Genomic DNA, 15,783 nt, shown 5'->3' with positions numbered 1-15,783 from the left:
ATGCAACTCCTTATGAAGGAATACGCACGAGAAATCAGTGTAGCACGACGTTTGTCGCACACTTCAAGCTGTGATGTCAGATTGTTGTTGATATGTAGGGGTTACCGTTTCGACTCCCATTTCCCCACTCATTTGCATCAAGCGGGCGATGCGCTCACTTGTGGGAGGATGCGTTGAAAAGAGTCGGCTCATTCCCTTGGCATTGAAAGGATTAGCAATCATCATTGAGGAAACACTTTGCGTACCTGCTGTCTGCGCAAGAGGTTCCTGCTGCACACCCGATTCAATCCTGTTGAGCGCAGAAGCGAGCGCTTCTGGATCACCAGTTAGGCGACTACCGTCTTCATCTGCATCGAATTCCCTAGTGCGAGAAATAGCCATCTGAATTAGTGAGGCTCCAATTGGGGCCAGAATGCTGCTCAGCAGCACTCCGATTATGCCGATGCCGCCAGAATCTCTGCTATCACGTCCGCGTCCGCCACCCATGTACATCAAGGAATAACCAAGGTAAGTAATAACTGTAGCCATAGCGGATGCTACTGCCGAAGTCAGAATGTCGTGGTTATACACATGCATCAGCTCATGCCCCAACACCCCACGGATTTCTCGCTCATTAAGAATTTGGAGGATTCCATGAGTACAGCAAACTGCAGCATGACGTTCATTTCGTCCAGTAGCAAAAGCATTCGGAGACATTGTGGGAGCGATATAGATTCTCGGCATAGGTTTGCCGGCCTTCATCGACAGCTCGCGCACAATTCGATACAGCTCAGGAGCCTCTTGCTCACTGACATGCTTCGCTCTCATTGAGGCTATAGCTAATTTGTCAGAAAACCAGTATGAACCAAAAGGTAGTTACCAGACCTATAACGATGAAAATGCCAAGAGTGCCTTGCGTACCCCCAGTGAACCACCAAATAAGCATAACAATCGCCCACATCAGGCCAAAAAGCAGGGTGGTTTTCAACCCGTTAAGATGCCCATGAACCTTCATTTTGCCAGTCATGTTAATTAGGATAACGAAATACGCTGGTGTTTTTCTGATTACACGCTGAACGCATGCTAGTCATCATCCTAAAGCGATGCGACGCATCTCATCGGGGTCAACCACTTTGATATGTTCACGGCCGGCAGCTGCACCTGACGAATGCTCATACTCGTCGATTTTCTGCCAACCGGCAAAGCTGATTGGGTGCACTCCCCTGCTCTCGAGCAATTCTTCGATTGATGTTGCACTGCGGTCTGGTGCCCGAGAATCTTGCCTCTTCTCCACAGACAAATCTTCGATGAGATTTGAAACAGTTTCCAATGCATCGGATTTGGTCGAACCAATAAGACCAACTGGCCCACGTTTTGCCCAGCCAGTAGCATACAAACCAGGTATTCTCTTGCCACCTTCTGACTCAGGGGCAGTAAAGACTCGACCACCAACATTTGCCAATGTGAAATGACTTTGATCGTACGGAATGCCTGGCACTTGAGCAGGACGATACCCAATCGCGTGATAGACCGCTTGAACAGGATAATCAACGCTCTCTCCTGTACCCGTGAGGTGACCTTCAGGATCAACCTCAGTACGCTCAACACGGATAGCTTTCACCTTGCCATCTGACCCAAGAATCTCAGTCGGCGATGAGAAGAAATGGATATGATAGCGGCGATCTGAAGGGTTTCCTTCGAAATCAGTCTCACCGTCGTCTTCCATATCCTCAGCCATTTCCCGAATGGTATAAAGCTCCTCAAGCATCTGACGTGTCAGCTTATCTTCACTTGCTCGTTGGAGTGTTTCATCATCTAATTCGAAATCGTCTTCTTCGATGATGATTTGCACCCCAGGAAGTTTCTCCAGCTCTCGGAGTTCTTGGACTGAGAACTTCGCTTGTGCTGGCCCTCTGCGCACAAACAAGTGCAGATCACGAGTCTCATTGTGTTGCAAACCTTCATACACATTCTCAGGAATGTCGGTATTGAGCAGATCATCTGGTCTACGCACCAAAATTCTTGCAACATCCATGGCAACATTGCCGCCACCAATCACAGCGACTTCTTGAGCCTGTAATGGCCAAACATCAGTTCCTGTGGGGTAACCGTCATACCACTCAACGAACCGTGCTGCGCCATGTACACCTTCCAACTCATGACCTGGTATATCTAGGAGACGATCTTCAGTAGCACCTGTAGCAAAAAGAACTGCATCATAGCGCTGCTGTAAATCATCAAGCGTAATATCCTTGCCGAATTCGACATCGGCATACAGGTGGATATTGGGGTTATCAAGAGTTTTTTGCAACGCACCGGCAATGAATTTGATACTCGGGTGATCTGGTGCAACACCATATCGAACCAGTCCAAAAGGAACGGGGAGCTTCTCGAAAATATCAACGCGAGCACTGCTACCTAAACCGAGTTCTTCGCCTGATTGTTTGAGCTGTCTCAAGAGGATATCCGAGGCATACACTCCAGCTGGGCCAGCACCTATAACAGCCACTTTGAGAGGGCTCGCAGATTGTGCGGATACTGCCTTGGCTGGTGCCGTATCGGCACTCTGAACTGGATTTTCCTGATCGGATAGCATTGTTTCATTCACGTGTACAGGGTAACTCATGCCAGAGCACAACAACAGAGGAATCACGCCGGATCGATTCGTTTGTGTAGGGATTTTATGGAGCACAGAACCTATGCTGACTCACAAATGGCGGAATTCCGCGCGACGCATTCTACGTACTCGTCAAAAACCCTACACAATCGGAATCGGTACGGAATTTCACCACAGAATTGCCGATTTTTTATGGTTTTGGACAAAAACCATGCATACAACGATAACGAATGAGGCTGTGCAGCAGAATATTGTCTGCTGCACAGCCTCATCACACGATGGTGTTCGGAATCTAGTTACCAAACAGTCCATAAGGGTCGGTCAGACCACCATCATCTGACCCACTTCCAGAATCTCCATCAGAGCCGGAGCCGCCGGAATTACCGCTGTCATTAGAATCTGATTTCGACGAACCAGAGACAGCTGCTTCCTTCTGATCCAAAGTCACACTCAAATCTAAGGTCTTTCCACTACGAACCACCGTCAATGTCACTTTGTCATTTAGTGCAGATGCGCGAACATAGCCCAGCAGTGCATAGTTGCTATTCACTGCGTTGCCGTTGAAAGCAACGATAGTATCTCCGGCTTTAACTCCGCCATTTGCAGCAGCACTGCCTGAAGTTACCTTGGTTACCTGTGCTCCTGCACGGGTAACACCATCAGCTTCAGCGGTTGCACTTTGGATGGTAATGCCAAGAACAACGTGCTGGACGGATCCGTTCTTAATGATCTCGTTTGCAACTCGCTTCACCAGATTGGATGGAATCGCAAAACCAATACCAATCGATCCCGCACTCGAACTGGTAGTAGCAGTTGAAGCGATAGAGGAATTGATACCGATAACCTGACCAGCTGCATTAAATGTTGGTCCACCAGAATTACCTGGGTTGATAGCGGCATCTATCTGTACAGCGTTCGTCACAATAGTGGTGTTGGTGTCATCCATCACGGAAACTGGCCTGTTCAATGCTGAGACAATACCTGTGGTGGCAGTGTTGTCATATCCCAAAGGATTACCGATAGCCATTACGCTCTCACCCACCGCCAGACTGTCCGAATCAGCAAATGTTATTGCTTGCAAATCACTCGGCGGATTCTCAATCTTTATCACTGCTAAATCAGTGGTTGTATCGGTACCCACTACCTTGGCTGAGTAAATCTGCCCGCTAGACAAGGTGACTTGAATCTGAGTAGCACCTTCAACAACGTGGTTGTTGGTAACGACATCACCAGAGGTGTCGATTATGGCACCTGATCCTTTAGCGGTACCACCAGATACCACGGTATCGATGGCAACCACAGAATTGGAGACGCTCTTACTTACGGCCTGCCAGTCAGCTGCCTCACCAGACTTAGCTGTTGCGCTTCCAGAACCCGAGGAATTCGAATTAATGCTAGACAGCGATGATGTTGTTGGTGCAGAAATCAACCCACTTGAAATTGCAGCCCAACCTAAACCGAGCATCAGCGCAGCGCTCAATACTGCCGCAATAACTGCTACAAGAACAGTGTTCAGAGTCTTGCTACCGCCCTTGCCACTGCCACCTTTCTGCGGCCCATTTTGACCTTGCGGAGTTGGCCCTTGCCCTGGGAACTGACCTCCAGCTGGATTACCCTGCTGATTCTGATTCATATTGCCGTATTCAGGAGTAAAGGGATTGTATTGACCCTGCTGACTGCCATATTGTGCGTTCGCACTTTGTGGTTGCGGCTGTTGTTGAGCTGTTTCTTGCTGAGGTGCATATGCGCCATACTGCGGTGCTGGACGGTACTGCGGTGAAACTGGCTGCGTTTCCTCAGCACCTCCCTGGACCCCGTTAGAAGCATTGCTGCCATACTGTTCTGGCTGCCCGTATTGCGCTTGCTCCGGTTGCTGGGATGGTTGCTGTGTTTGCTCTGAAGCATACGAAGGTGCTGCTTGGAATGAAGCATTTGCACTGGGCTGATCTTGGGCAGGCTGTTCAGGCGAGCGAGGAGCCACAAAGCCGTCATATCGCTGACTGCCGCTTCCTAAATCATTGAACGCAAATGTATCAGCATTATCTCCCGTAGGAATTACATGTGTTTGCTGATCCTCGTCATCTGCATGTGTGTCGTTCTCCGAATGAACAGTGGGCAGAGCTGTAGTACTCTGCTCATCCAAGTTTCCAGAAAGAGCAGGAATTGAAGGAACGCCAAAATCAGTGAAGTTTTGCGTTTCCTGTGTGTCCTGCGAGCTTGGCGATTCTGCTACTTCTCCGTGTGAATCCGTATGGTTATCCTGATCCGCGTTCTCGCCTTGTGATGCATCATTGCCTTTGGCTATATGGCTGGGCTGCCATGACGAATCATCGTCCGGCCCCTTCCACGGATACAGATTATGTTCTTCTGCCATTACTACTCCTTAACAACTTCCTGCGGTACGCTTACCAGCCGCACCACAGCGACCCCAACGGGAGCCTCTCCGTGCTGCCTTCATTCAACTGCTATATAGAAGTAAAGATACTGGTACTGGAAGTTTTCTGAGTGTTTGTTGTAAGAAGGGAGCGAATTCTCCACTGAACACCATGGGAAAAGGTCAGAAAATCAAGATATATAGCCTAAATGACGCCCTTTTAGCCACTCAACGTTAGGATAACAAACGTTCTGCCAATGGCGGACAGCAATCGTCTTATATCAACGAGATTATCTGCACTTCATACAATAACGCCAAATCATAGCAACATAGAACAGAACAATTAGCGGTTCCATCAGCATGACCACACTGAAGTCAACCTTTAGTCGGACCTTGACCGCTACAGTGGTGTCCATGACACCGATTGTGAACCCGCTAGGAAGTATAAAGGACAAACCCGGGGATAGAAGCGCATTCAGCTTTGACATAGTTACTCGTTTAGACGACAGTGTTAAAGGTTTGGGACGAGCCGGAAAACGGCATGGACGCACTGGCGTCATTCATACCCCACATGGCGATATCCACACCCCCGCATTCGTGCCTGTTGCAACCCAAAGCGCAATGAAGGCGGTGCTTCCTGAGCAAATGAAGGAGCTAGGTGCACAGTGTCTGCTCTCGAATGCTTTCCATTTGTTTGAGCGCCCAGGCGAGGATGTGCTAGATGAAGCAGGTGGCCTCGCTCGATTTATGAACTGGAGCGGCCCAACATATACGGATTCAGGTGGCTTCCAAGTACTGTCTCTTGGCGCAGGTTTCAAGAAGACTCTTGCTATGGATGTCCAAGGAATGAAATCCGACGACGTAATCGCCGATGGCAAAGAGCGCATGGCCTTCGTTGATGAGGACGGCGTCACGTTCAAATCTCCACTGAACGGTTCCTTACACCGTTTTTCTGCCGAGATATCTATGGGGATTCAACACAAAATTGGCGCGGATATTATGTTTGCCTTTGATGAACTCACCACCTTGATGAATACACGAAGTTACCAAGAACAGTCAGTTGAACGGACTTTTCGTTGGGCACAACGCTGCGTAAGCGAACATGAAAAACTGACAGCTGCACGTTTGGGAAAACCCTACCAAGCTCTATTTGGTGTGGTTCAAGGTGCTAACTACGAAGATCTGCGCCGACTCGCGGCCTCTCAAATTGCTTCTTTAGATTTTGATGGCGTAGGCATAGGAGGGGCTATTGAGAAGCAACTTCTTGGACAGACTTGTGCTTGGATATGCGATGAGATGCCGGAATCTAGGCCGAGGCATGTACTTGGCATCGCCGCAGTGAACGATATTTTCAATGCAGTGGAAAACGGTGGAGATACTTTCGATTGCGTGGCTCCAGCGCGCAACGGGCGCAACGGAGCTATCTTTACCCGCGATGGACGCTGGAATGTGAAGCGCGCACAGTTTAAGCATGACTTCCGCCCACTCGAGGAAGGCTGCGACTGCTACACCTGTCGCAACTACTCCCGCGCCTATGTTGACCACTTGTTGAGAGCTCGAGAATTCAATGGGTTCACACTAGCCACTATCCACAATGAGCACTTTTTTGTGAAATTACTCGATGACATTCGTCTATCCATCGACGGTGGATATTTCGATGAGTTCAAAGATGAAACACTAGCTCGTTTTTATGCAAGCGGTTCACGCGGCTAAAAACATTCTCTGGCCCTCGCGATACATCTCTAAACGTATATCGCAGCGTGAATTTTTCGGGGCGTATCAGGAGCTGAAAACCGCGACTTTTCAGACACGCGGATTTGCTTCGCGCATACGATTAGTGCTAGTTTTGTCGTTTGTCTGCGCGCGTGGCGGAATGGTAGACGCGCTGGCTTCAGGTGCCAGTGATCGCAAGGTCGTGGGGGTTCAACTCCCCCCGCGCGCACGAGAGTAAAACGAAAGTGAAACCCTCGGAACTGTTGGAATACCAACGGTCCGAGGGTTTTTCTTTATACAGCTGCATCATGCGCAGAGAGCTCTCTCTATGAATACTGAGTAATTTACTCAGGTCCGCGCTGTGAGTGAACCAATCGAGCTAGGCAAAATACATAGGCATCCAGCAACAATACAATAGCGCTGTGTGCTTGAATGATATTTTCCAAGCACACAGCGCTATGAGCAGCAAAGCTGACTAAACCAGCCGGCGTCCACTTCCTAGAAGCTCAGCAGACACCGACTTTGCAGTTAATCAGTGCTTTTTCTTCGACAGAGCGAGCCTCACTGCATACACACCCAGACCCAGAACTACTAGAATCCCGAAAGCCCAAGCTAGCCCTGTGATCGCACTTCCGGTCTTCGCAAGAGGCTTGGTATCACTACTGCTGTTATTCGTAGTGGTGCCGTTAGTTGGCGTAACAGGCTTCTTGAAGTTCTTAGCTTCAACGGAAGCTGCCTTGGGTTCAGTCTGCAACTCCACAGTAAACGGCAACTTAGCACCATCAAGCTTGTAACCAGCAGGAGCAGCAGTCTCTACAAAGTAATAATCACCAGGCTTCAACCCATCAAACGACACCGTGCCATCCTCACCAGTCTTCAAATCCGAAGCCACCTTCGAACCATCAGACTTAAACAAGTCAAACACCGCACCAGCCAAAGCCTTACCCGTATCACCATCAGACTTCGACAACTTCACCGCACCAGTCAACTCAGCATTCGAAGCCTCAACAGACGCAACCTTCTTAGTAGTCTGCAACTCCACAGTAAACGGCAACTTAGCACCATCAAGCTTGTAACCAGCAGGAGCAGCAGTCTCTACAAAGTAATAATCACCAGGCTTCAACCCATCAAACGACACCGTGCCATCCTCACCAGTCTTCAAATCCGAAGCCACCTTCGAACCATCAGACTTAAACAAGTCAAACACCGCACCAGCCAAAGCCTTACCCGTATCACCATCAGACTTCGACAACTTCACCGCACCAGTCAACTCCATGTTTGTAGCCTCAACAGAAGCAACTTTGGACTCAGTCTGAAGATCAACAGTGAACGGCAACTTCGTATCATTCAACTCAAACCCAGCAGGAGCAGCGGTCTCTACGAAGTAATAATCACCAGGCTTCAACCCATCAAACGACACCGTGCCATCCTCACCAGTCTTCAAATCCGAAGCCACCTTCGAACCATCAGACTTAAACAAGTCAAACACCGCACCAGCCAAAGCCTTACCCGTATCACCATCAGACTTCGACAACTTCACTGAACCAGTCTTCTGATCATTAGACACCTTCACAGACGCAACCTTGCTTGTAGTCTGCAAATCAACCGTGAAATCCCAATGCTTACTGCTATTAAACACATAGCCAGCGGGGGCGGCGGTCTCTACGAAGTAATAATCACCAGGCTTCAACCCATCAAACGACACCGTGCCATCCTCACCAGTCTTCAAATCCGAAGCCACCTTCGAACCATCAGACTTAAACAAGTCAAACACCGCACCAGCCAAAGCCTTACCCGTATCACCATCAGACTTCGACAACTTCACTGAACCAGTCTTCTGATCATTAGACACCTTCACAGACGCAACCTTGCTTGTAGTCTGCAAATCAACCGTGAAATCCCAATGCTTACTGCTATTAAACACATAGCCAGCGGGGGCGGCGGTCTCTACGAAGTAATAATCACCAGGCTTCAACCCATCAAACGACACCGTGCCATCCTCACCAGTCTTCAAATCCGAAGCCACCTTCGAACCATCAGACTTAAACAAGTCAAACACCGCACCAGCCAAAGCCTTACCCGTATCACCATCAGACTTCGACAACTTCACCGCACCAGTCAACTCAGCATTCGATACATCCAGAGTCTGCTGAATTTTCCCATTTGCACCGGAAATGGTGAATGCTTGTTGCTTTCCGTCCTTTACATAACCCGCTGGAGCTGCAGTCTCAACCACATAATATTCACCAGCATCCAAACCACTATATGAAGTAGTGCCCTGGGCATCTGTTGCAGGCAAACTAGCAATCTTTGTACCATCAGATTTATATAGGTCAAATAATGCGCCGGCTAAAGGCTTACCCGTATCACCATCAGACTTGACGACAGAAATCTTACCTTGCTGATTACCTTCAGCAATATCGACATTGCCTTGTGCATCGGCATTGTCATACTGCACATCAATAATCTTGCCTGCTGCTAAATCATCGGTGATTACATATCCTTCAGGCGCTGCAGTCTCAACAAGTATGTACTTGCCGGACTTGATATTCTTCCAATTTATATTTCCATCAGCATCTGTGGTACCGCTGCGGAGTTTCATCCCTTTGGCACCACCGCTGACAGACCACAACTCGAACGAAGCTCCTTCGAGCGCCTTGTTTGTATCGGTGTCTTTCTTAGTCAACAGAATGTTGGTGTTTTGACCTTGCGCAGAGCCTCCGTTATTTACCACAGCAACTGGCTTAGATTCTGTAGTCTGTTTGGCTTGCTGCTGGTCTGCGTTAAAGCTGGCCGAGTTAGTTAGAGTGTCGTTGCTTTTAGCAGAGTTAATCAACGAGCGATATTCAACCAAGTAGGCAGAATTGATCTGGTTCAGGAAGGAAATCTTGAACGTTTGTTGACCAGTTGTAGAGTCAGTTTGCACATCTACCTTGTAGTCCTTGCCGAGCACAAGAGCTTTATCGGTATTGGGCGTGTAAGTCTTACCATCCGCGCTGACTGTGCCTGGGTAGATTACTACTGAACTCTCATCAAAAACTTGGTTCGTTGATGGAGTGTCAGTGACAACAGCATTATTCAGTGTGGATTGTGACTTATTAACCCACATCTGCCACACAGCATATGCTGAATCCTTGCTATCCTGTGAACCTGATTTCTCAACGAAATTACCTTGGTTAGCAACACTGACAGTCGCCGTAAGATCAGCAGATTTGTCTGCATTGGTATAACTTGCTGTGTTGGTCACACCGCTTGGATTAGCAGTGATAATCACATCGTTGGCGAACGAGGTTCTGAAGATCAACAAATATGCCTTGGTACTACCGTCAGGAAGTGAAGCTGTCAGAGTTTTAGTTTCACTGTCATACTTCAGATTCTCATCAGTTCCAACATTGCTGCCTAAGGTGTAACCGCCACCTTTGGTGATAGCAACCTCATAGAGCTTGGCGCTACCGTCAACATATTCCTGCCCTGAAGGCATCGGATCGCTTATCGTCGCGCCTTTCAACTCACCTTGACGATAATTGGCGAGTACGCTCCAGGTGATTTCTTTAGATATAGCGTTGTAACTGCCTGATTTGCTACCATCATTGACGAAATTCGTAGTTGGTCTAAAAGGTTTATTAGACTCGTTGACGTGCGAGTCAGTACCACCTTGACCCCATCTGGCACTAGCTTTATTGGTCCAGGTATTATTATCAGCCTTGGTTAATTTAGTGGTGTCAAAAGAAGTGGTGTACGCCAGGGTATACCAACTATCCGCATTACTTGCTAAATCCCCTATGAATTGTACCGTGAAACCGGTAGCGGTGGGAGTGACCTTGAAATCTTTGCCTTCCACGTACGTGACACCGGTGTCTTTATTCTTCAATACAAAAGAACTGTAATCCACAGTGAGTCCGCTGGGGACTGTATCTGTCAAAGTCCAATTTGGCATGCTCTGACGTGCTTCGTTGATATCGAAATTCCAGCCAACGGTTTTATTGTTGTAATCCACATCACCAAGGTTTTTCACCAGACCTTGCTGACCTAAATACCCAGAGCTCTTTTCTGAGGACTGTCCGTTACTTGTGGCTTTATTGCTGATTGTTACACTCTTGTCGTCATCAATCGCGTTGACGACATGCGACTGGTAAGAAAGCTTTACAGCCTTCTTCAGACCATTGGGGAAGGTAACAGTCATCACTGTATTGTTTGCGCTATACGAAATCGTGTAATCACTGGTATCTACGGCACTGCCATCGGTATACGTCAGCTTCGGCGTACCACTGAAAACCTGTCCATCAGACAATGTGTCAACTAGTGTGGTGTTAGCTGGTAAGTTGCCCTCACCCTTGTTGTAGTCAATATGCCAGTTGTATATCTGTCCACCTTTGCTGTCTGGTCCGTCATAGCTCTTAGTGACTAGACTTGCATAGCTTGCATAGACTGTTGCATCCGCGGGGAACTCTTTACCGTCATTATTTAATGTCGCGACGTTCTTGAAAGCCAAGCTTGTTCCGTCTGGTACCGTACTGGAATCAATATCGGAATCATACTGAATCTTGAATGCGTTTCGTGTCTTGGCGTAATCGCCAACGAACGTCACAGTTCCCTGACTATCTACCGTATAGTCTGTTCCCTCAGTAAGCGCGTCACCTGTACCTGTGACATTGCCGTTGAGATCGATGGTGAGGGGATATACCGTAACCTTTTTCAGCGTGGTAGTCACAGTCTTGTCGGTCGATGAGGGCATTGGGTCGGTCACCGTTGCATTGGTCAACTGCTTACCTGAAGTATTGACGGTCACATTCCACGTAATTCCGGTTGGGTTGCTTCCCGAAGCGTTGACACCGGTGAGAGCACCGGTTTTGGAAATATCGCTGCCACCGGTTGGATTCACTACGAAACCAGTTGTTTGCGGTCCCTCTGTGGTAGGGATAGTGATCTGTTGAGCACCAGGGGTGTCGCTCGACGATATGCTGGAATTGTAGAAGAAAGTACCAGAGACATTATCTTCAGTCTCAACTTTGTCGTTGAAAGTGAAGGTAACAGTTCCATCTTCAGCTATTACATACTTGCCGTAATCGCCTAATGACCCTGAACCTGGCACGTACTTCACACCCGTAGGCAGTTTGAAAGTGAAGGTGCTTCCGGATTTCACACATCCTTCCTTCAGCCCGTTCGGGATGGCCCAAGTGTAGTCAAGCTTCACGCTGGTGTTTTGATCCACCGCATCATTGGCGACAGTGTTACCGTCCTTGTCGGTGAACTCCACACTAGCCTTAGTAATTATGGTCTTTTCAGTTGCTGGAGCAACTGGTGCTGGCAGACACTGGGTGATATCCGTAGAGGCATCTTGGTCATCAGCCATTGCTGACCTAGTTGTCCCTTGGAAAAACACCATCATTGTTGCGACCGCAACAAAGAATGTCAGCACTCGTTTAACGAGTCCCCTTCTTTTTGCGCGCACCTGTATATCCTTCATACTTCCCCCTTAGCCCCCAACGAGCTATTCGAACGCCTAAAAAGTGCGCTCGCCTAACAAGAATCCAGATGACCATTAAGTCAAATAAGCACAGCGCATTGGCTAATCATTAGAATAACACGCTATTGGACAAATAAGTGTATAATCAATTGGTTGTAATCGTTGCTATTCTGCTATTTTCTAGTGTTAGTTAAACTAAATTTTTAAATTTCATTGTTAACTGTGATATCTCTTACACACTCGAATACTCTAAGAAAGCTCAAAGATGCTAATCGCCAGTTCACGAAGGTAGATTCTCGTCCAAGACTTCATGAAGTATGACACCCATGACAGAAACTATTGCTTTAGTAATTTTTTTCTTTGGACTGATGTTTTTTGCTGTGTGCTTCATCATCAGCTGGGCGATCTATCACCGGCCCAAATATCATTCATTGAGCGTTACTAAGAGAAATCTTGTCAACAGTCAACAGGGGCAACAGTCCTTTTCTCAACACCCAATCACTGATGAAGAATCGTCAGCCATACTGGAAGTTATCGAGGTGCTCACAAAATGTCGTAGAGCCTACGGTCCTCTGACAAAACGAGTGCTTTATCTGTCTATTGCAATCGTAGCCTTGTTTGTCGCAGTCTTCTCACCAAACTCCATATGGGTGCGATTAGGACTCATAGCCGCAGTTATTGTTCTCTCTTTGCTGCTGATATTTGCAGCGATCAAACCTCTACGAGCAATTCATCGCACTGATAAAGATCTCACTGTCCGCTTTGAGAATTGGGCTAACGAACATCCAGAATTCAGCGAGAAACCATCAAAGGCAAACAAACACCGGCAATCGGTATCGCCGAGTTATGAATCTTCCATTACAACCCCAACTTATCCATCTCAGCTCTCACATAAGAACGATACTCAGAGCAGTCCTCTCGGGCCAACGGTAGCTAATAATCATGACGACAACGCAGCGCAACAACCCTGGCAATAATAATTCACATCATCGTTAATATCACAGTCTGTGAATAACACATACCGTGAATAGTTAACACTGTGAGATAAGGTGTATAGTAGCAATTAAGAACAGGGGGTGCACATGACATTTGCTGATGACGCTTATCGAGACCTCATCCAATATGCCGCCAAAAAACATTCGGAAATGATGGAACGCATGAGCCGTGACATGAAAGGCGAGCCTTTTGTGCTTACCCAACTCGGTCATCATGGCACTATGACTCCTTCCGAGCTCGCTGCTGGACTCGGTAGCAGCTCTGCGCGTATCAGTGCAGTTCTTGCATCTTTGGAGAAAAAGGGTCTTATTACACGCGACATAGATCGAGAGGACAGACGAAATATCCTCGTGTCACTTACAGATGAAGGTAGGGCACAAGGACAGAAACGGCATGAAGAAATGCATTCGGCTATATGCTGGATTTTTGAGCAGATGGGCGAACGTAAAACTAAGCAATTCATCAAGTTGACTAAGGAATTCACTATTTATACGACTCTGTGTGAACCTGGAAAGCCTCGACCTTCTGCAAAGGAGATTGAGCAAGCTTTTCATCAATCAACTCGCACTACAGTGCCAAAAAGCATCTAGCTCTGAAATCAAATTCTTGGAAGTCTGGTCGGATATTTCATACAGCCATATCTTCCATATAGTTTCTTAACACCACACAGTTGCTGCTCAACTTGAGCTATTCACTTCCAACAATCGTGGAAACCACTCACTTGCGCTCATTAACACTCTTCGATTCCTAGAGACATGAGTGATTCCTGTTACGCAGCACGCTTTGCAAGAGCCAAAAATCATCGAAAGGATAATTCGTGGTTCGTATATGTAAGTATCTCTCGAAGATGGAAATAACCCAGTTGCTCCTAGCACTGGTGTTCATCGTCGCCCAAGTTTGGTTTGACCTTAAGCTGCCCGATTACATGTCGGATATCACACAGATGGTCGAACAACCTGGTACACAGATGTCCTCTGTGTGGACCGCCGGTGGCAAAATGCTCATGGTCTCTCTAGGCTCAATGGCTTGCACCGTCATCACCGGTTTCATCGTTGCTCGTGTTGCGGCATCCTTTACCCAGCGGATTCGCTCATTGCAATTTGCCAAAGTGGAATCCTTCTCAACAGCCGAACTGAATAAATTCTCTACACCGAGCCTCATCACCCGTTCCACCAACGACATTACACAAATTCAAATGTTTATCACCATGGGTTTGATGATGCTCGTTAGAGCCCCAATTATGGCTGTTTGGGCGGTACTAAAGATTGCTGGCAAAGGTTTCGAGTGGACCTTGGCCACGGGCATAGCCGTTGCAGTATTAATGATTGCTATCGGCATACTGATGGTACTGGTTATCCCCAAATTCCGCAGTATGCAGAAACTCACGGATAACATCAATCTCGTTGCCCGCGAGAACCTCGTTGGTGTACGTGTAGTTCGAGCCTATAACGCAGAGGACTATCAGGAGAACAAGTTCGAGAAGGCCAACAACGATCTGACAGACACACAGCTATTTACCACCCGCTCCATGGCATTACTCATGCCGCTGATGAACACCGTCATGAATGGTCTGATGCTCGCAGTCTATTGGATTGGCGCTTATCTCATTGAGGCAGCATCTCTTGGAGATAAACTGACAGTTTTTTCGAATATGGTGGTGTTCTCGAGTTACTCAGTGCAGGTCATTATGGCATTCCTGTTGATGAGCATGGTATTTGTACTGCTCCCGCGAGCAGATGTGTCTGCGCAACGCGTTCTGGAAGTTCTAGACACTGAACCAAGCATTATCGACGGCACTCGGACTCAAGGTGTCGAAGGGCACGCTGGCTCCGTTGAATTCCGCGATGTAAGCTTCGCGTATCCTGACGCTCAAGACAATGTGCTTGAACATGTGAATTTCTCGGTGAGCAAGGGCCAAACCATGGCTTTCATCGGCTCTACCGGCTCAGGTAAAACCACATTGCTCAATCTCTTGATGAGATTCTATGATCCAAGTTCAGGTGTAGTTAGTGTTGACGGTGTTGATATTCGCGAATACCAACTCAAGGCTCTTCGAAGCAAAATCGGTTATGTCCCCCAACAGTCGGTGATGTTTAGAGGAACTGTACGCTCCAACGTCGCATACGGCGGTAAGGCAACAAAAGATACCAGCACGGAACAGACTCTCGAAGATGTCAAGCACGCATCGTCAGTCGCACAAGCCACAGAATTTGTGGAACAATTGCCTGAATCCTACGAAGCACCAGTTGCTCAAGGGGGTTCTAACTTTTCAGGTGGGCAAAAGCAGAGACTTTCGATTGCTCGTGCCGTCTGGAGCAAACCCGAGATTCTAGTCTTTGATGATTCTTTCTCAGCGTTGGATTTCAAGACCGATCGAGAAGTACGTGACGCTCTTGCCAAAAACGCAGCTGACAGCACCATGCTGATTGTTGCGCAACGTATAGGCACGATTATGGATGCTGACCAGATCATGGTGCTCGATGAGGGCAAAGTAGTAGGTCTCGGCACTCATAAAGAGTTACTCAACACCTGCGCGGTGTATAAGCAAATTGCACAAAGCCAGCTCAGCGAAAAAGAGCTGACTGCATGAAGGTAATGATGCATAGCAGATTGAGCACTGCTACATACCGAAGCACA

7 protein-coding genes, 1 tRNA gene and 1 pseudogene are annotated in these 15,783 nt (G+C 47.8%); 5 read left to right on the top strand and 4 right to left on the bottom strand.

The genetic code is table 11. From position 1 onward, the window contains the following. Positions 1-63: 63 nt before the first annotated feature. From htpX to LKI20_RS01705, 3 genes and pseudogenes are all read right to left on the bottom strand, one after another. Positions 64-1,006, bottom strand: a pseudogene (gene htpX / locus LKI20_RS01715) (zinc metalloprotease HtpX). A gap of 63 nt (positions 1,007-1,069) precedes the next feature. Next, the gene (locus LKI20_RS01710) at positions 1,070-2,575 is read right to left on the bottom strand and encodes an FAD-dependent oxidoreductase (RefSeq protein WP_291769011.1); all 1,506 of its coding nucleotides are present in this window, start codon (positions 2,573-2,575) and stop codon (positions 1,070-1,072) included. Between the two features lie 313 nt (positions 2,576-2,888). Further along, positions 2,889-4,970 carry a trypsin-like peptidase domain-containing protein gene (locus LKI20_RS01705; protein ID WP_291769007.1) on the bottom strand — a complete coding sequence of 694 codons (2,082 nt, stop codon included), beginning with the start codon at positions 4,968-4,970 and terminating at the stop codon, positions 2,889-2,891. 414 nt (positions 4,971-5,384) lie between these two features. Here LKI20_RS01705 and tgt point away from each other — a divergent pair, with 414 nt between their 5' ends. Next, positions 5,385-6,683, top strand: a complete 1,299-nt coding sequence (tgt, locus tag LKI20_RS01700) for a tRNA guanosine(34) transglycosylase Tgt (protein WP_291773298.1) — start codon at positions 5,385-5,387, stop codon at positions 6,681-6,683. A gap of 146 nt (positions 6,684-6,829) precedes the next feature. Further along, a tRNA-Leu gene (locus LKI20_RS01695) sits at positions 6,830-6,912 on the top strand. Between the two features lie 303 nt (positions 6,913-7,215). On the opposite strand, the gene LKI20_RS01690 is transcribed toward LKI20_RS01695, so the two are convergent. After that, positions 7,216-12,150, bottom strand: a complete 4,935-nt coding sequence (locus LKI20_RS01690) for a SpaA isopeptide-forming pilin-related protein (protein WP_291769004.1) — start codon at positions 12,148-12,150, stop codon at positions 7,216-7,218. 326 nt (positions 12,151-12,476) lie between these two features. Between LKI20_RS01690 and LKI20_RS01685 the strand changes: the two genes are divergently transcribed. The 3 genes from LKI20_RS01685 (at position 12,477) to LKI20_RS01675 (ending at position 15,736) form a co-directional block, all read left to right on the top strand. Beyond that, positions 12,477-13,127 carry a hypothetical protein gene (locus LKI20_RS01685; RefSeq protein WP_291769002.1) on the top strand — a complete coding sequence of 217 codons (651 nt, stop codon included), beginning with the start codon at positions 12,477-12,479 and terminating at the stop codon, positions 13,125-13,127. 105 nt (positions 13,128-13,232) lie between these two features. After that, a complete protein-coding gene (locus tag LKI20_RS01680) occupies positions 13,233-13,736 on the top strand; it encodes a MarR family winged helix-turn-helix transcriptional regulator (RefSeq protein WP_291768999.1) in 504 nt (167 codons plus the stop codon). 227 nt (positions 13,737-13,963) lie between these two features. Further along, positions 13,964-15,736, top strand: coding sequence for an ABC transporter ATP-binding protein (locus tag LKI20_RS01675; protein WP_291768996.1), 1,773 nt, complete (start codon positions 13,964-13,966; stop codon positions 15,734-15,736). The last annotated feature ends 47 nt before the right edge of the window (positions 15,737-15,783 follow it).

It is taken from the genome of Bifidobacterium sp. (genome assembly GCF_022647885.1).
Lineage (GTDB): Bacteria > Actinomycetota > Actinomycetes > Actinomycetales > Bifidobacteriaceae > Bombiscardovia.
This window is presented reverse-complemented; position numbering and strand designations above follow the sequence as displayed.